Origin of the sequence: Hymenobacter caeli, assembly GCF_013294115.1 — a bacterium.
Lineage (GTDB): Bacteria > Bacteroidota > Bacteroidia > Cytophagales > Hymenobacteraceae > Hymenobacter > Hymenobacter caeli.
The window spans coordinates 22,102-39,500 of the sequence record NZ_JABSNP010000026.1 but is presented as its reverse complement, the minus strand read 5'-3'; the positions used below and the strand labels follow the sequence as shown (position 1 = coordinate 39,500).

19 protein-coding genes are annotated in these 17,399 nt (G+C 62.1%); 5 read left to right on the top strand and 14 right to left on the bottom strand.

The window, feature by feature from the left end:
* The first annotated feature begins 305 nt into the window (after positions 1–305).
* The 3 genes from HNP98_RS19755 (at position 306) to HNP98_RS19745 (ending at position 4,079) form a co-directional block, all read left to right on the top strand.
* Positions 306–2,693, top strand: coding sequence for a TonB-dependent receptor (locus tag HNP98_RS19755; protein WP_173811913.1), 2,388 nt, complete (start codon positions 306–308; stop codon positions 2,691–2,693).
* A gap of 22 nt (positions 2,694–2,715) precedes the next feature.
* Positions 2,716–3,564, top strand: coding sequence for a DUF4249 domain-containing protein (locus tag HNP98_RS19750; protein WP_173811912.1), 849 nt, complete (start codon positions 2,716–2,718; stop codon positions 3,562–3,564).
* 119 nt (positions 3,565–3,683) lie between these two features.
* Positions 3,684–4,079: a DUF2141 domain-containing protein gene (locus HNP98_RS19745; RefSeq protein WP_173811911.1), complete on the top strand. Its 396-nt coding sequence runs from the start codon at positions 3,684–3,686 to the stop codon at positions 4,077–4,079.
* Between the two features lie 289 nt (positions 4,080–4,368).
* Here HNP98_RS19745 and HNP98_RS19740 read toward each other — a convergent pair whose 3' ends face one another.
* From HNP98_RS19740 to HNP98_RS19685, 12 genes are all read right to left on the bottom strand, one after another.
* Positions 4,369–5,274 carry an NAD(P)/FAD-dependent oxidoreductase gene (locus HNP98_RS19740; protein ID WP_173811910.1) on the bottom strand — a complete coding sequence of 302 codons (906 nt, stop codon included), beginning with the start codon at positions 5,272–5,274 and terminating at the stop codon, positions 4,369–4,371.
* Between the two features lie 415 nt (positions 5,275–5,689).
* Entirely contained in the window at positions 5,690–6,118 is a 429-nt protein-coding gene (locus tag HNP98_RS19735) for a nuclear transport factor 2 family protein (protein ID WP_173811909.1), read from the bottom strand.
* Between the two features lie 97 nt (positions 6,119–6,215).
* Positions 6,216–6,815 (bottom strand): Atu4866 domain-containing protein, encoded by a 600-nt coding sequence (locus HNP98_RS19730; RefSeq protein WP_173811908.1) that lies wholly within the window; start codon positions 6,813–6,815, stop codon positions 6,216–6,218.
* A 47-nt stretch (positions 6,816–6,862) separates the two neighbouring features.
* Positions 6,863–7,141 carry an Atu4866 domain-containing protein gene (locus HNP98_RS19725; RefSeq protein ID WP_317171156.1) on the bottom strand — a complete coding sequence of 93 codons (279 nt, stop codon included), beginning with the start codon at positions 7,139–7,141 and terminating at the stop codon, positions 6,863–6,865.
* A gap of 46 nt (positions 7,142–7,187) precedes the next feature.
* Complete coding sequence (locus HNP98_RS19720) at positions 7,188–7,934, bottom strand: SDR family NAD(P)-dependent oxidoreductase (RefSeq protein ID WP_173811907.1); 747 nt, start codon at positions 7,932–7,934, stop codon at positions 7,188–7,190.
* 12 nt (positions 7,935–7,946) lie between these two features.
* Positions 7,947–8,702, bottom strand: coding sequence for an SDR family oxidoreductase (locus HNP98_RS19715; RefSeq protein ID WP_173811906.1), 756 nt, complete (start codon positions 8,700–8,702; stop codon positions 7,947–7,949).
* Positions 8,703–9,153: 451 nt separating this feature from the next.
* Positions 9,154–10,053, bottom strand: a complete 900-nt coding sequence (locus HNP98_RS19710) for a helix-turn-helix domain-containing protein (RefSeq protein ID WP_173811905.1) — start codon at positions 10,051–10,053, stop codon at positions 9,154–9,156.
* 183 nt (positions 10,054–10,236) lie between these two features.
* Positions 10,237–11,073, bottom strand: a complete 837-nt coding sequence (locus HNP98_RS19705) for a carboxymuconolactone decarboxylase family protein (RefSeq protein ID WP_173811904.1) — start codon at positions 11,071–11,073, stop codon at positions 10,237–10,239.
* 174 nt (positions 11,074–11,247) lie between these two features.
* A complete protein-coding gene (locus HNP98_RS19700; RefSeq protein WP_173811903.1) occupies positions 11,248–11,415 on the bottom strand; it encodes a hypothetical protein in 168 nt (55 codons plus the stop codon).
* Between the two features lie 401 nt (positions 11,416–11,816).
* The gene (locus HNP98_RS19695) at positions 11,817–12,836 is read right to left on the bottom strand and encodes an alpha/beta hydrolase family protein (protein ID WP_173811902.1); all 1,020 of its coding nucleotides are present in this window, start codon (positions 12,834–12,836) and stop codon (positions 11,817–11,819) included.
* Between the two features lie 172 nt (positions 12,837–13,008).
* A complete protein-coding gene (locus tag HNP98_RS19690; RefSeq protein WP_173811901.1) occupies positions 13,009–13,746 on the bottom strand; it encodes an SDR family NAD(P)-dependent oxidoreductase in 738 nt (245 codons plus the stop codon).
* Between the two features lie 76 nt (positions 13,747–13,822).
* Positions 13,823–14,392, bottom strand: coding sequence for a Crp/Fnr family transcriptional regulator (locus tag HNP98_RS19685; protein ID WP_173811900.1), 570 nt, complete (start codon positions 14,390–14,392; stop codon positions 13,823–13,825).
* 336 nt (positions 14,393–14,728) lie between these two features.
* On the opposite strand from HNP98_RS19685, the gene HNP98_RS19680 reads away from it, so the two are divergent.
* Complete coding sequence (locus HNP98_RS19680; RefSeq protein ID WP_173811899.1) at positions 14,729–15,292, top strand: Crp/Fnr family transcriptional regulator; 564 nt, start codon at positions 14,729–14,731, stop codon at positions 15,290–15,292.
* A gap of 166 nt (positions 15,293–15,458) precedes the next feature.
* The gene (locus HNP98_RS19675) at positions 15,459–15,851 is read left to right on the top strand and encodes a RidA family protein (RefSeq protein ID WP_173811898.1); all 393 of its coding nucleotides are present in this window, start codon (positions 15,459–15,461) and stop codon (positions 15,849–15,851) included.
* 36 nt (positions 15,852–15,887) lie between these two features.
* Here HNP98_RS19675 and HNP98_RS19670 read toward each other — a convergent pair whose 3' ends face one another.
* Both HNP98_RS19670 and HNP98_RS19665 read right to left on the bottom strand, forming a co-directional pair.
* Entirely contained in the window at positions 15,888–16,535 is a 648-nt protein-coding gene (locus HNP98_RS19670; protein WP_173811897.1) for a recombinase family protein, read from the bottom strand.
* A complete protein-coding gene (locus HNP98_RS19665) occupies positions 16,462–17,325 on the bottom strand; it encodes an IS3 family transposase (RefSeq protein WP_317171157.1) in 864 nt (287 codons plus the stop codon). Before HNP98_RS19665 ends, HNP98_RS19670 begins: the two co-directional genes overlap by 74 nt.
* Positions 17,326–17,399: the final 74 nt, after the last annotated feature.

Here is a 17,399-nt window from a genome sequence, read left to right as displayed (position 1 = left end):
GGGAAGCCGGGGCAAGCCGGCTTGAAGCGCCCGCAGACGCAGGCGAAGCGGACGCCGGAGGAAGTCGTCGTTCCAAGCGGTTCCCTACCCCTCCCGAAAGCCTTTGGCAGGTAAAGCCGTGGGTTTGCCGCCCGCCTTCCTGCTGACCCAGCATCAGGCGCGGGCCGCGCGAAGCAGCAACCGCATTTTTTCACATGCCGTCCCCGCTGCTTCACCTCCCGTTTGCCCGGCTTGCCCGGTTTAATTCGGCGCTGCATCAGCCCGCCGCCGTGCTTTGGACCATACTTATCCTTTATCCCCGGATTATGTCTCCTCCCGTTTACCCCTTCGCCTGGCTGCTGACCGCGAGCCTGGTTCTGCCCCCGGCGGCCCTGCTGGCGCAAACGGCGCCGGGGCGCGGCGCGGGGACAACCGCCGCTACCCTGCGCGGCACCCTGGCCGATGCGGCCGGCCAGCCGCTGATTGGCGCGACAATCGTCGTGAAAGCCCTGGGCCTGGGTACCGCGGCCGACGAGCAGGGATGCTTTGCGTTGGCGCTGCCGGCCGGTACGCACGTGGTTACTTACAGCTTCGTAGGCTACGAGCCCAGGACCGAAACCCTGACGCTGGCCGGCGGCCCCCTAACCCGCACCGTGCAGCTGGTGGCCGCGAGCGTCAGCACCGGTGAGGTCATTGTCACCGCCCGCCGGGCCGAGGACAATGTGCAGAGCACGGAGATGGGCGTGACCCGCCTCGACATGAAGACGGTACGGCTGGTGCCGGCGCTGCTGGGCGAAGTCGACGTTATCCGCACGCTGCTGCTGCTGCCGGGCGTGAGCACGGTGGGCGAGGGCGCGGCCGGCTTCAACGTGCGCGGCGGGGGCATCGACCAGAACCTGATTTTGCTCGACGACGCGCCCGTGATGAACAGCTCGCACCTGTTCGGGCTGTTTTCCATCTTCAACCCCGACGCGGTATCGGACATCAAGCTGGTGAAGGGCGGCCTGCCGGCGCAGTACGGCGGCCGGCTCTCCTCGCTGCTGGACGTGCGCCTGAAAAATGGCAACGCCGACAGCCTGCGCGGGTCGGGCGGCATCGGCACCGTGTCGTCGCGCCTGGCCCTGGACGGGCCGATTCAGAAGGGCAAAAGCGCGTTTGCCCTGGCGGGGCGCCGCTCCTACGCCGACGTGTTTCTGAAGCTGGTGCCCGCGCAGCGCGACAACGCGGCCTACTTCTACGACCTGACGGGCAAGGCCAGCTTCACGCTGGGGCCCCGCGACGGCCTGTACCTGTCGGGCTACCTGGGCCGCGACGTGTTCAATTTTGGCAGCTCTTTTCTCTCCGATTTCGGCAATACCCTCGGCACCGTGCGCTGGAGCCACGCGTTCAATCCGCGCCTGGCGGTGAACGTGACGGCCCTGACCAGCCAGTACGACTACCACCTGGGCGTGCCCACCGGCACTACCGGCTTCGACTGGCAATCCAGTATCCTGAACCGCACGGGCAAGGTGGATTTTACGTACCAGCGCGCCGCTGGCAGCACGCTCAGCTTCGGGGCCAGTGGTACCTGGTACACCGTGCAGCCCGGCCAGGTAACGCCCACCGACCCGGCGTCCATCTTCCAACCCTTGCAGCGACCCGACCAGCGCGCCACCGAGGGAGCCGCCTACCTCGACCACGAGCAGGTATTTTCCCCGCGCCTGGCCGGGCAGTACGGCCTGCGCCTGAGCGTGTTTGACTACCGCGGGCCGGGCCGCATCGCCGAGTACGCGGGCCCCGACGGGGTGCAGAAAGCGCTGGTCGGCGAACAGGAGTACGGGAAGGGCGACCGGGTGAAGCGCTACGCCAACCTGGAGCCGCGCGCCTCGCTGCGCTACACGCTCACGGCGGCCAGCTCGCTCAAGGCCAGCTACACCCGCACGGTGCAGAACCTGCACCTGCTCTCCAACACCACGGCCTCTTCGCCGCTCGATGTGTGGAGCCCGAGCACCAACAACATCCGGCCCGAGCACGCCGACCAGCTGGCCCTGGGCTACTTCCGCAACTTTCACAACAACGCCTACGAGGCTAGCGTGGAAGTGTACGGCAAGACGCTGGACAACCAGATTGACTACATCAACGGGGCCAACGTGCTGCTCAACGCCCGGCTCGAAGCCGACCTGCTCTACGGCCGGGGCCGCGCCTACGGGGCCGAGTTCTACCTCAGGAAAAACAACGGGCCGCTCACGGGCTGGGTCAGCTACACGCTCAGCCGCAGCGAGCGGCGGATTAACGGCATCAACAACAACGACTGGTACGTGGCCAAATACGACAAGCCGCACAACCTGGCGGTGGTGGGCAGCTACGCCCTCACGGCGCGCCTGGCGCTGTCGGGGGCCTTCACCTACAGCACGGGCATTGCCACCACCATGCCCGACAGCCGCTTCGAGTACCAGGGCCTAATTGTGCCCAACGTGAACGGCGACGTGCGCAACAACTACCGCGTGCCCGCCTACCACCGCCTCGACCTTTCGGCCACCTGGCAGCAGCAACGGAACGCCGGCCGCCGCTGGCAGGGCGAGTGGGTGTTCTCGCTCTACAACGCCTACGGCCGCCGCAACGCCTACAGCATCTACCTGCGCCAGAACGAAAACAACCCCCTGCAAACCGAGGCCGTGCGCCTCTCCGTGTTCGGCACGGTGCTGCCCTCGGTCACGTACAATTTCAAGTTTTAACGGGTCTAATGAACAGCTACTTATGAAACGCTTCCTCCCTTTCCTTGGCCTGGCCGCCGCCCTGGGGCTCACCGGCTGCGAAGACGTCGTGGACCTGGCCGTGCCCCGCACCGCGCCCCTGTTGGTAGTGGACGGGGCCGTGACCGACCAGCCCGGCCCCTACGTGGTGAAGCTCACCAGTACCGCCCCGTACTTTGAAAACCAGGCCACCCCGCCCGTGACCGGGGCCCGGCTGGTGCTGAGCAGCAGCGACGGGCCGCAGGAAACGCTGCGCGAGCAGCGCCCCGGCGTGTACGTGAGCGGCGGCACCGTGCGCGGCCGCGTCGGGGGCCGCTACACCCTGGCCATCGAGACGGCGGGCGAGCACTACCAGGCCGAAACCGAGCTGCGCCGCCCGCTGCCGGTTGACAGCATTCGCGCCGAGTACCACCGCGACGGCGAGCCCACTTACACCCGCGACGGCTACTACATCTACTACTACGGCCAGGAGCAGGCCGGCAAGGGCGACTACGTGCGCTTCAAGGTGTTTCGCAACGGGGTGCTGCGCAACGAGCCCGCCGACCTGCAGGTGCGCTCGGACGACCTGGTGGACGGCACCTACTTCCGGGGCCTGCTGCTGACCACCAACCCGGACCGCGGGACGCCCTTCGCCAAGGGCGACCGAGTGCGGGTCGAAGTCGAGGCCCTGACGGCGGACAACTACTACTTCCTCAACGAGGTGCGCACCCAGCTCAACAACGGCGGCCTGTTTGCCCCGCCGCCGGCCAACGTGCGCACCAACGTGCGCAACCTGAACGCCAATTCGCCCCAGAAAGCCGTTGGCTACTTTGCCGGCTACACCGTGCGCGCCGACTCACTGGTCATCCGGTAGCGAGCGAAAAAGCCTGGCAGACTCCGGTCGGGAATTATTCGTTTTTCTACTAACCGCAAAGAATTATAAATCAGTTGTTCACTATAAAATACATGCTCTTTTTTGGGCTGCTATCCGGGTTGACTACGGGTGCGGCGCTGGCCCAGCACGCGCCGCTGACGGTCAACGTCCGCCAGTTTAAGAACACCAATGGCCAGGCCCGCTACTGGCTGTACCGCTCGGCGGACGGCTTTCTCACCGATGAAAAAAAGGCCGTCCGCGTTGTCGGCGCGCCCATCATCGGGACGAGCAGCCGCTACGTATTCGAAAACCTGCCCGCCGGCACTTACGCGCTGACCGTCATTCACGACGAGAACGACAACCACCGCTTCGACACGACCCTGCTCGGCCTGCCCAAAGAAGCCTACGGCACCACCAACGACGCGCGGGGCGGCCTGAGCGGCCCGCCCAAATTTGAAAAAGCCCGCTTTACCCACGCCCCGCCCGGCACGACCGTAACCGTCAAGGTAGAGTAAGGGCCCCGCCGCCGGTGAGCGGTGCCGGCTCCCAACGCCCCGGTAACCAGTCGGGCGAAGCCAGCTGCCTGCTACCAAGGGTCAGGGGCTGGTGGCGCTGGATGCGGAGGCAAACCCCTCGTTTCACTCATGTTATCCATTACACGTTGAGCTACTTCCTTTCCACGCTGGCGTTGCACAACGCGCCGCGCTACTATTTCGGCTGGGTCTGCCTGGCCGGGGCTCAACTGGAACACGCACCACGCCGACTTACCAGGAAGTACGATTAAGTCATTTGTGAATTAACCTGTTAGGCCCCTTCAGCAATGAGTTCATGGTTGATAAAGGCCCCGGCGACGTTGCCCATCGCAATCGAGCCGGCCACGGAGCGCAGCAACGAGCTGTTGTCCCCCGCCGCGTAGACGCCCGGCACACTGGTCTGGCGAAATTCGCTGGCGGCTAGATGACCGGTTTCCGTCAGGGTGCAGCCCAGGGCTTGTGGCGCGGGGCAGTGCTGCTCGAAGGGCACCCGGGCGTACAAGGCCGTGAGGGGGTGCTGGGTGCCATCGGTGAAGAGCAGGTGCTGGATAACGCCTTGCTGATGGACTATCTGCTTGATTTCCTTGCTCACCACGCCGATACCGAGCGCGGCCAGTTGCTGGTGGTGTTCGGCGCTAAAGGTGGGGGCCCCGTTGGTGAAAATGGTCAGGTCTTTGGTCCAGTTGCGAATCAGCCGGCCGAAGTCCAGGGCCGGGGCCCCGTTTACCAAGATGCCCGTGGGCTGCGCGCGGTACTCGTAGCCGTGGCAGTAGGGGCAGTGAATAACGGAGATGCCCCAGCTTTCGGCAAAGCCCGGAATAGCGGGCAGTAAATCGCGGATGCCGGTGGCAAAGAGAATCTTTTTGGCCCGGATGGTTTCGCCGGCCGCCGTATGCACCTCGAAGGCCGGAGAGACGCCGGTGACTGCGGTGACGGTGCCCATCTGAAACGTAACCGTCGGGTAAGCCAGGACTTGCGCCCGGGCCGTGGCCGCCAGGTGGGCCGGGGTAGCCCCATCCTGCGTGAGCAAGTTGTGGGAGTGGGGGGTCTGCCAGTTGCAAGGCTGTCCACTGTCCAGGATTAATACGTGCCGAAGCGCCCGGCCCAACGCCATCGCCGCGGACAATCCCGCGTAGCTGCCGCCCACAATTACGGCCTCGTAGGCGTCTGGTCTCATCGCAGAAGGTATCATAGTTTGAAAAGGAGTGAATAACACCGAGGCGAGGAGCCCGCCGGTGTAGGTAATAAAATCAAGTCGGTTCATGCGTTCGCAGAAGCAGGGGGTGGCGTGGCGGCCAAGCCAATACCCTGGCGGCAGGAAAGCCAATGCTCATCAGAAACTCGCCCACGATTTCCCTGCCAGTGAAGCGGAACGTGCGCTTGAACAGCTGCACCTACTCGGCCTTGGCTAACGGATGGCGCTGCGTCAGCCAGTTTTCAAACGAGCCGTGGCGGGCTTGCCGCGTCAACAGGATTGGTGAATGAAAGCTAAGGATTAGCCGTTTAGCACTTCATTCACCAATCCTAGCCGAACTATTACTAACGCGGTTTAAACGATTCGCAGAGCCGCACATAATGTTTAGCCTTGAAGCCTATGCCTTCTCAGGGGCTAACTGCTTCAGGATGCCGTAAAAATCGAAGTAAGAATCGGCGCGAATAATCTTCCCGTTTGCCAGCCGGTACACATCGCAGAAGTAGACTTCCATGCGCCCGCCGTTGGGCAACAAATCACCGGCGGGCGAGGGGAACACTCCGCGTTGCGTAGCCCGCGTGATGCCCTGGGCCACCACGTGGTCACCGAGCGACACGATGCTCCGCACTTCGCTTATCGAATCCGGGAATATATCGAACCAGCCCTTCCACGGGCGCACGATAGCTGACTCGCCCGTGTCCGTGAAATTGTAGGGCACGTCGAACCATTCACTTTCCGGCGCCCCCAAGGCAGCCAGGTAATCAAAATTCCGTTGGTTAACGGCTTCGTACAGGCCTTCAATGATGGCCTGATTTGTCAATTGAGTCATAATAAGCGTATTTTGAGAGGGGGATGCGTTGGAACACGCCTTACTTGATGTCCACGTTCCGGCCGCTACCGGCCGGAAGCCGGTAGGGCGGAGCGAATTATTCGCGTTTCGTTAGTCGGTAGCCGGCGGGCTTCAGCCGGTCGCCTTTGAATTCGCCAAAAGCCCAAAAGCCCAGGTCGTCCAAGTAATCAATGCGGTTGCCGGTTATCCAGTAACGGCTTTGATACGCACTTTTCCGGTCGCCGCGGCCTTCGTCGTACCGGCCAGTGGGAAGCAGTTCCTGCTTCATCAGGTCCTTTCCGTCCACCCACAGGCCTACCCGGCGCTGGCTGTCGGCGGGGTTATTGTGCAGGGCGTGGCCGGCCACGGGCGGTGAAGGGGCAGCGAGTGGTTGGCCAGCCCACCCCTGCACTAGGCCGTCGAGCAACAACACGTCGTGGCTGGCGGCTACCCCCGCCAGCGTGGCGTACGGCACGGGATTGTTCAGCTTCAGCACGGCGATATTCGCGGCAGTGTCAGCGGTGAGCGTACTGCTTTTGCTTGGTGCCGCGTAGTCCACCGTCGCGGGTAGGATAACCATCCCCTCGCAGTTGATGACAATGGACTTGTCGTCTTCGGCCGAGGTAATGATGTGCGGTCCTACGCCAGCAATTACCCCGCCCATGATGAGCACACCGGCGCGTTCCCAATTGTCCATTAGATGATTCATTGTCAACACGGTATCGCCTGTGAGGAGCAAATGGGCTACTTTTTTAGTTCTCGATAAAGCACCATGCCCGCGTGGTAGAGCACGTCCCGGCGGAAGTCGCCATCGGCCGTGAAACCGGTATTGTCCACGTAGTCGATGTGGTCACCGGTGAGGGCGTAGCGGCCCTGGTAGGCGCTTTTTCTGGTGCCGCGGGCCTCGTCGTAGCGCCCGTTGGGCAGCAGCTCGTGGCGGATGTGGCCGTCGACCGTCACCCACATTCCCACGTAGGGATGCGGGGCGGCAGAGCTATTCGGTTGCGGGGGGGCTTGCTTCACAGCTAATAAGAAATTGAAAATCAAGGGTTCTTTAGGCGAGCAGGGCCTATAAGTCGGCGCTGCCGTTCACTAGCAGGTGGTGGCCACTCACAAAGTCGGCCTCGGCGGAAAGCAGGTAGGCCACGGCGTTGCCCACGTCGGCGGGCGTGCCTAGGCGGCCCATCGGGGAGCCTTTGGCAAACTCCGCCAGCTCCGGTTCCGAAAGCTCCGCCACGACCCCGGCCCCCACGATGGCCCCCGGCAACACGCTGTTGACCGTGACCTGGCGCGGGGCCACTTCCTTGGCCAGAATCTCGGCAAACATCTTAATGGCCGCCTTTGTCCCGGCGTACAGGCTCATGCCCGCAATGGGGTGCAGCGTGTTGCTAGAAGAAATAACCACGATGCGGCCCCCGTCCACGACGCGGGTAGCGGCCTGCTTAAGGACGTGAAACGTGCCCTTCACGTTCAGGTCGAATAGCCGGTCATAATCCGCTTCCGAATGGTCCCAGAGCTGGCGGCTAATGATTTCCATCCCAGCGTTCGAGACCACGGCGTCGAGCCGGCCGAAGCGGTCCTCGGCCCGCTGGAACAAGGTTTCCACGCCGCTAGCTTGCGACACGTCGGCTTTAAGCAGCAGGCACTCGGCCCCCAGGTTTTGCACCGCGGCCCGGGTTTCTTCGGCGGCCGCGTCGTTGGCGGAGTAGTTAAGCACCAGCGTGTAGCCGGCCGCGGCCAGCTTCAGTGCGATGCCGCGCCCGATGCCCTTGGAGGCGCCGGTAATGAGCACTATTTTATCTTTGGCAGGTGTCATGACGCAAGGAAATTAAAAGCCTTTCTGACCGGCCGGGCGCAAAACGACCTCGTTCACGTCCACGTCGGCCGGCTGCTCCACGGCGTAGGCAATGGCACGGGCAATGGCCTCGGCCGGCAGCAGGTGCGTGCGGAATTGCTCGACGGCCGCTTTTTTCATGGCGGGGTCCGAGATAGTGTTGGGCAGCTCCGACTCGGTTACGCCCGGCGCAATCAGCGTGACGCGGATGCTGGCATTCACTTCCTGGCGCAGGCCTTCTGAAATCACGCGCACGGCGTGCTTAGTGGCGCTGTACACGGTGGACGTGGGCCCGACCCAGCGGTCCGCTACCGACGAAATATTGACGAAGTGGCCGGTGTCCTGGGCCTTGAATACGGGCAGCGCGGCGGCAATGCCGTAGAGCACGCCCTTTACGTTTACGTCAATCATCTGGTCCCACTCGTCCACTTTAAGGCTTTCCATCATTGAGAGGGGCATCAGGCCGGCGTTGCTGACGAGGACATCCACCTGGCCGAACTGCGCTTGAGCGAATTCAATGAAGTGCACGAGCTGCGCTTTTTTCGTCACGTCGAGCGCGGTGGCGCGGGCTTCGCCCCCGGCCGCTTGAATCTCGGATACGATGGCGTCAAGCTTGTCGGTGCGGCGCGCGCCCAGCACCACGCGGGCACCCTTGCTGGCTAAAAAGCGGGCAGTGGCTTCGCCGATACCGCTGCTGGCGCCCGTAATGGCGATGACTTTGCCGGCGATGTTATTCTGTTGAACTGACATAAAAAAGAGAAAAAGATGGCGCCGGGGGCGGCCATAGCCGGCCCCGGCCAGGCCGCACAGCAGCCTGCTTGTGAAGTGAAAAGAAGCGGTAAAATCCGCCGCCGGCCAGCCAATGGGTTGGCAAAAAGCCGCTAGGTTATTGACGTAAGCCAATCCAGCAGGTAGCTGCGTAAAGGGCAGGTAGCTACTGCATTGTCCGAGGTGTAGGTCGGATTCCTCAGCCGATAAGGACGTTGCCTGGCAAGGCGGTTGGCACAGGCTGAATTTGGCCCTAGGCGTTCACAACCACCCGGTTGGCCACCCGGCTGCGGTAACTCGCTTTAACCATACAAAATTACGGACTGCCCTACGGGTAGGATGGTCAGTTTCAAACCACTGCTTACTCAAATCAAACAAGACGGCATTCCTGACGCGCTTGGCAGCCTGCGACGGGCCGCCCGGATGAGGTGCCTTAAGCGGTGCGCACGGCCAGGGGGGGTAGGCCGGTATTTTTCTTGAAGAAATGGCTGAAGTGAGCCGGCTCCTCGAAGCCCAGGCAGTAGCCGATGAGGTTGACGGGCCAGTCGGTGTGCTGCAGCAGGGCACGGGCTTCCTGCACGAGGCGCTCGGCCAGCAGGCGGGTGGTGGTTTTGCCGGTCACTTCTTTCAGGGCCCGGTTGAGGTGGTTGACGTGGACAGCCAGCTGGTCGGCAAAGGCTTGGGCCGAGCGCAGGCGCAGGCGCTGCCCCGGCGACTCGATGGGAAACTGCCGGGCCAGGAGCTCCGTGAACAGGGAGGCAATGCGCGTGGCCGCGTTGCTTTCGCGGTAGAGCGTGGTAATGGGTTCCAGCTTCTGGGCACTGTGAATCAGCTCCAGCACGTAGGCCCGCAGCAAGTCGTACTTGTAAACGTAGCTCGAATCCAACTCCGTGAACATCTTGAGGAAAAGCCGGCGGGCTTCGTCCAATTGCTCATCCGTGAGCGTGAACACGGGCTGGCCGCCGGGCTGAAACACGGGAAAGTCGGTGAGCTGGCTGCCCAGGTACCGCTGCAAAAAGGCTTCGGTGAAAATGCAGAAAAACCCGCTTTGCTGGGCGCTGCGCGGCTCCCATTCGTAGGGTACCTGCGGGTTGGCAAAGAGCAGCGCGTTTTGTTCAATGGCAATGCTCTTGTCGGCGTAGTGGTACGTGTTCTGGCCGATGATGAGGCTGATTTTGTAGAAATCCTTGCGCGAGTACGGGATTGGCTGGGCGTTGTGTCCCACAAAATCATCGAGCCGAAACACGTTGAAGTGGCCCAGGTCCTGTTGCAAGTTTTCGGGTAGCCAATTGAGTTTGGCCTGGTAGAATTCTTCTAGGGTGAGTGTTTTCATGCCCGTTGTTAAATCGGCCTCGTCCGAGGAGCGAAGCGGCTGCACCGGTGAAGGATAAGGGTGGGTGGTAGTGAAGCCAGGCAGCCGGTAAAGCGCCCGCTATTGCTGGTGGTAACGCCAATGCTTAGAAAACGGTCGCGGCGTGGGTCAGCAAGCTTGGCAACGCCTAGCCCCACTGGGGGGTTACTGGCCGCTACCTGCCGGGCCACCCGTTGGCTCGGCCAGCACTTTTTTGGCGATGGCAATGCCGTTGAGCGCCGCTGGAAAGCCGGCGTATACGGTCATGAGCAGCATGATTTCGAGGATAGCTTCCGGCAAGCAGCCTAGGTGCAGGGCCGCCCGGATATGGAATTCCAACTCGGCCGTCAGGCCGCCTTTCGCCGTGACCATGCCCACCGTGAGCAGCTGCCGCAACGGGGGCAGTAACGCCGGCCGCGAGAGCACATCCCCAAAGCAAAAGTCGACGATAAATCCCACCACGTCGGGCGCAATGGCGTCGTATTCGGCGTGCAAATGCCGAAGCTGGCCTGCTTTGAGACGTTCCAGGGCTTCTTCGCCGCGGACGGGGCGTGTGCCTGCGGGGGCTGCGGCCGCAGGCGCAAGCGGCGCGTCCGGCTTGCCTTGCTCGTCGCGGGCCGCAAACACTTCGCGCGCGGCTACGATGCCCTTGAGCGCGGCCGGGAAGCCCGCGAACACGGCCACTTGCAACAGCGCTTCCACCACTTCCTGGCGGGAATTGCCCGTGTTTAGGGCCCCGTGCAGGTGCACTCTCAATTGGGGCTCGGCGGTGCCCATTGCGGCCAAGGCGGCTACCACCACCAATTCCGTGGTTTTGAGGTCCAGCTTGCCGCGCGCATAAATATCGCCGAAGCAGTACTCAATCAGATAGCGGCTCAGGTCAGGGGAAATATCGCACAAGCTGTTAATCACTTGCTCGCCGGCTTCGCCGTCGACTTCCCGTAGTTTAGCCCAGCCACGGGCGTAGCGCTCGGCGGCGGTGTCGGAGGCAGTAGACATCATAGTGGTTGGCGCTGTAAATAGTGGAATTGATGACACAAAGTTTGCCGTTGACCCACCCGGCTAGGTATCACTATTCAAACCAGTTCATGTCAAAATCAAACACATGCGGGTGTCCTGGACCGTGGCGCGCTGGCGCCACTTGGCCACGTATTTAGGAAGTTTCTGGTATGTAAATCAACCGGTCGAGATGGTCGAGTCGGCCAGCGCACGCCGTACCAGCGGCCGGCCCTGCAGCGCGAGGAGGAATACGGCCACCGCCACCCCGGCGTAGAGCAGGGCCACCAGCCCCGTGCTGCGCACGCTAAACCGGCCGTACCACGCCAGCAGGGGTTCTTGTTCCAAAAGAGCGGTTTTACACGCTAAGCAGTTAATTTATTGACTCATTGACTATTGCCAACAGCAAATTTGAGGTTTACCAAAAAGGAAATCCTTTTTGATAAGCTTAACATACCCGCTTGATTGCTTGGAATCGCACTTTTTTAGCCTGTTTTTGGACTACCCTTTTTGATAAAGGGCTTAGCGTGTAAAACCGCCCTTTTGGATACTGTTGGCGAATTCATCCCTATACATCAAGTCCCTTTAACCCAGACCCGTCAGGTAGCTTTCGAGCGATTATTCCTTCCAGTAATGGCTCGATAATGAATTCGCCAACAGTATCCTTTTGGAACAAGAACCCCTAACCGGGCAGCGTTTTAGCGTTGGTGTTACGCTACGCCGACGGGCAGGGCTGCCCTAGCAATTGTTCAGGCCGGTACCGGTAAAGCCAACGAGTCCTTTGTTTGGGCATCGGCGGCGATTTGCCCTTCCCCTTTGGACTCGATGCGGCCCAGTGGGGTGGCCGCGGCCAGCAGCGCCTGGCTCGCCGCCGGCCAGCTGGTGTCTTCGGGGTAGAGCGCGGTGCGCAGGTAAGCCCACGTCAGCTGCGCCACCAGGGCCACGCGCTCGGGGTTCTCGTCGGTCGTTTCGGCCGCGTCGTAGCCCGAGATGCCGCCCAGGATGTGCTCGCCGCCAAAGATGGTCAGCAAGGACTTGGGGCCGGGGCTCAGGAAATACGCATCGGTGCGCCAGTCAGCACGGGCGGAGAAGTCCGGGTTTTGGTCTTTATCGCCGGCCACCACGAGGGCCGGCAGCTTCATGTCCGCAAAATTGGTGTTGTGCAAGACCGGGTAGTGCTCGGTCACGAACGCGGCGGTGTCGGCCCCGTTGCCCGGAGCCCCTATCAGCACCCGCGCCTTTAGCCGGGGCTCAACAAGGTTCACTTCCTCGCCATTTTTAGGGTCGATGACCCGCATCCCGGCGAGCATGGCCACCGTGTGCCCCCCCAACGAGTGGCCAACGGCGGCAACCCGGCCGCGGTCCAGGCGGCCCGCAATCTCCGGCACGGCCGCTTCGATGGCTTCCAGCTGGTCGAGGAGGCGCCGCATGTCCTCGGCGCGGGACCGCCAGAACAAGGCGCCCTCGGGGCCGTCCGGGTCGAGGCGAAGCGTCGTGGAATCCAGGTGGGTGGGCTGGATGACGACGAAGCCCCGCGCGGCCCAATAATTGGCGAGCGGGCCGTAGCCGTTCAACGACGAGAGGTTGTTCGACCGGCCGTGCCCGTGCGAGAGCAGGATGATGGGCAGCGCGCTGCCGGTCACGGGCGCGGAAACGCGCAGTTGCAGGTCCACGGCGCGCCCCGGCGCGGGCAGCACCACCGGACTAACCGAGACGACACGCGTGGGGGCACCGCCGGAAATATCGGCGTTATGGCTTGGCTTGTTCATGGGCTGATTTTTTTAGTGGTGAGTCGCTGCCCTGCTGGGCACGGCGGCGTCAAAAGTCAGTAGCTGCTGTTCGGAAAACCATGATACTTGTCAGCCGGATAGATGACAAGCAGCAGGTGGGCAGGCAATGCGGCCCGAACGGAGCCGCCAGGGCCAACCCGGCCGGTGGTTTTTACCACGGAATTTCCCCCGTCACGGGGTTGTGTTCCTCGCTGATAAACTTGCCGGTGGGGCCGTCTTCGCCGACCAGCACATATTTTGCTATCCGGGTGCCGGCTTCTTCCACGGTGCCCGTGCCGCGGTGGTTATTCAGGTCGGTGGCCGTAAAGCCGGGGTCCACGGCGTTTACCTTAAAAGCCGTGTCGCGCAGCTCGTAGGCCAGCGCGATGGTGTACATGTGCAGCGCCGCCTTGGAAGCCGGGTACACCGCCGCCTTATGGTTGTAGTACTTCCACGTCGGGTCGCTGTGCAAGGTCAGCGACGCGCCGCTGGAACCCACGTTGACGATGCGGGGCTGCGGTGCCTGGCGCAGCAGGTCGATGAACGCCTGCGTGACTTGCACCACCCCGAACACGTTGGTGGCGAACACCTCCTGGAACGTGGCCACCGCGGCCCCGAGGGGCGCTTGCGGCATCCCGCCGGTAATGGCGGCGTTGTTGACCAGGGCGTCGAGCGCTTGCGTCTGGCGGCCGATTTCGACGCGGGCGGCCTGCACCGATTCGGCGCTGGTGACGTCCAGCTGGATGGCTTCTACCTCGGCCAAGCCTTCTGTGTGGAGCTGCTGGGCCGCCCGCTGGCCGCCGGCCAGGTCGCGGCTGCCCAGGAATACGTGGTAGCCCTGCCGGGCAAGCTGGCGGGCGGTTTCAAAGCCAATGCCTTTGTTGGCCCCGGTTATCAAGACGGTTTTCATGGGGAGGGGGGTTAGTTTACGCTGCAAAGGTCCCCCGCCCCAAAAGGCCGTCAGTTGCCATTTGGCAAAAAGCGCGTCAGCGGATGTTTTTTCGTATCCGGCTCAGCGAGGACTGCGTGACGCCCAGAAACGAGGCCAGGTAGGACAGGGGAATCCGGTTGGCCAGGCGCGGGTAGTTGTTGAGAAACTCCCGGTAGCGGGTGGTGGCGTCCTGGGCCATCATGGGGCTGATGCGGGCCAGCTTCTCCATCAGGTGCTTGGCGGTCATTTTGTGCACCATCTCGCTCCAGCCCACCATCGTGTGGGCCAATTCGTCCCAGTCGCGTTTGGCAAACACGAGCAGCCGGCACTCGGTCACGGCCTGCACGTACTCGGACGAGGCCAGCCCGTCTTCCAGCCCGCGCAGGTTGGTGGTCAGGTGGTGCTCGTCGATGAAATTGCGGGTGATTTCGTCGCCCTTGTTGTCGTAGTAGCAAATGCGTAGCACCCCTTCCAGCAGGAAGCCCACCCGGCGGGCCACGTGCCCCGCTTCCAAAAAATAAGCGTCTTTACCCAGCGCCAAGGGAGTAGCCTTGCTGGCAATCAGGTCCAGCTGTCGCTGGTTGAGCGACCCAAATTGCAAGAGGTAAGCGAAGAGTTCATCCATGAGGGCAAGTTACGCGGGCGTGGTGGGGTAGTAGTTGCCATTTGGCAAAAAGCAGCTACGGTTGCTGGCAACCCAATGGAGTAACCGCCAGAACCGCCCTGCTCAGCGGTCGGTGAGTGGCTGGCGCACCTCAGCGGGCAGGTGAGGAAGCACCCGTACGTCGGCCCGTCGGCCCGCTGCGACCGTCCTTCGAAGCAGGCGCCCCCCTCCTTAGCAATTGCTCGCTAAACCAGTGCCGGGCTGACTGGGGGGGGGGGTAAACTGTTTGTTAAACAACGAGCTATTCCAAAACCGGAGCGCGCCGCTGCTTGGGGCGCGGGTGCCTATCTTCCAGGCATGCAGCACCTACTACGAACCCACCTGGAAAATCTGGTGCCGCTGACGGACGAGGAGTTTGCGCGGGTGCTCTCGTACGTCACGTTCAAAACCTGTAAAAAGCGCCATTTGCTCATCAGGGCAGGTGAAAGCGTCCGGGAAGCGTATTTCGTGGCGAAGGGGCTCCTCAAGCTGGTTTATGCCGATGCGGCAGGCAAGTCCCACATCGTCTCGTTTGCGCCGGAGGACTGGTGGGAAAGCGACTTTCAGGCCTATTACAACCAAACGCCGGCGACGCTCTCGTTGGAGTGCCTGGAGGATACGGCCGTGTGGTGCCTGTCGCTGGAAAACTACCACCGGCTCTGCGCGGAGCTGCCCCAGCTAACCCACTTTTTCCTGACCAAGGCGCTGCGCGGTTCCATGGCCGCCCAGCAGCGCATCCTTTCCTTGCTCACTACCCAGGCCAAAGAGCGATATGAGCAGCTGCTCCGGCTCTACCCGGCGTTGCCCCAACGGGTTTCCAAAACCCTGCTGGCTTCCTATCTGGGCGTATCGCGCGAAACCCTGAGCAGGTTATCCGCTTAGGCTGTCCTGGCGCACCCCAAACTTGTGCGCTAGGTCACGCGCGGGTCGCTAAGCAGCAGCCGACCTTTGTGCTAACAATTTCAACCCGCGCTGCGGCCAGGCTTAGTAAGGCACACTACTTCACAGGCTTCACCTAACTGGCAGTAGCGCTTCATTCACTCAAATTATGGAAAAGCGCATCATCAATCCGTGGCAATGGCAGGAGAAAAACGGCTACGTACAGGCGGTAGAAGTCACGCAGCCCACCGCCACGCTCTACTGCGCCGGCCAGGCCGCCATCGACGCGGACGGGCAGGCGAGCACCGGCGACATGCCCGCCCAACTGCGGCAAGTGCTCGGCAACGTGGAGCAGGTCATCGCCGAAGCGGGCTACCAGTGCCGCGACATCGTGCGGTTCACGGTCTACACGACCGCGACGACCGAGCTATTCAACTGCTTCGACCTGCTCACCGCCTGGGTCGCCCGCCACGGCATCCGAGCAGCAGCTACCATGGTGGAAGTCAAGGTACTGGCTTACGACTCCCTGAAGGTAGAAATAGAGGTAACCGCCGCGCGCTAAGTCGGGTTGTGTTGCGCATTGAGCCAAGAATTACGGTCAGACCTTACCGACCACTTTGGCAGCGGGTAGGGCGGGCTTTTCGTTAATCCGGCAGCCGGCGAAGCGCAGGATTTTGTAAAGGGTGCGGCGCGAGCCAATCTGGAAGTAGTCCATGAGCTGGCGCGTGGATTGCTGACCCGCCTCGTAGAGTTCTTTAACTGCGGGCGCAATTTTCTGATAACGCAGGGCCAGGCCAGGTGGCCGGCCGCCCTGCCGACCACGGGCACGGGCTGCCTGGAGTCCCGCGTGGGTACGCTGCACGAGCACGTTACGCTCGTGCTCGGCCAGGGCACAAAAAATCTGAAATACCAACTGGCCACCGGGGGAGGTGGTATCAATAGGGTCCTGGAGCGAAATCAGGTGCAGTTGGCGTCGGCTCAGGTCCTCGACCACTTCAATCAGGTGCTTGGTCGAGCGGCCCAACCGGTCGAGCCGCCAGATGACGACGGTGTCGCCGGGGCGGGCATAAGTCAGCAGTTGCTCCCAGCTGGGTTTGTGGGCCTGCATGCCCGATACCGTGTCGGTAAAGACCTGCTCGCAGCGGTGTCTTGTCCTGAAATAAGTTGACCGTTTAGTGATAGTCCGGGCCTGCGTTGACCGTTTCGGTGGTAGTCCTAAAAGTACTGTCTTTTGGTTCGTTCGCAACGGGTGGCTTGTAGTAGTTTTTCCAGCGTCGTTCCAACGGCCCCCAGCTGCGGTGCGCTTCGTCGGGGCTTTGGTAGTTGCAGCTCAGATGGGGGCGTTTGTAGTTGTAGAGAAACACGGCCCGTTCGAGGTGTTGCTGCGCTTCCTCCACGGAGCGGACTGGCTGGTGACTCAAGTATTCCTGCTTGAGGATGCCGTTGATGCGTTCGGCTACGGGGTTTTCCAACGGGTCGGAGTTCTCCGTCATGCTCACCTGCACGTGCCAGGCCGCCAACGGGGCCAGGTATTCCTGGCTGCAGTACTGAATGCCGCGGTCGTTGTGGTGAATCAGGTGGCGGCCGGCCCGTTTGCTGATTTGGTGCAACGCCATCTCCAGCGCCCGGCGAGAATGGACGGTGGCCAGCGTCTCGGCCACGGCGAAGCCCATGATGCGGTGCGAGTAGGCATCGGTGAGCAGCGAGATGTAGAGACAGCCGGCTTCGGTAAACCAGTAGGTGATATCCGCCACCCAAACCTGATTGGGCCGCAGGGGCGCCAGGTCTTTAATCAGGTTCGGATATTTGCGAAATTTGTGCCGCGAGAACGTGGTAATGGCCTTGCGCTTGCGTCGGTGGATGAGCAAGTTGTTGGCAGCCAGCAAGTCAAAGAGGGCATCCCGTCCCAACTTGATGCCTTGCTTGACCAGTTGTTCCTTGAGTAGGTAGTAAAGCTTCTTGCCGCCCATGCGCGGGTGGTTCTCCCGCACCTCGGCCACGAGGTCCAGTACGCACCTCGCTGCTCGCTGGTGAATTGCCGGTTTTCGTGCTGATAGTAGGCCTGCCGGCTAAACCCAACTACCCCGCTGACCCGCCGCAGGCAAGAGTG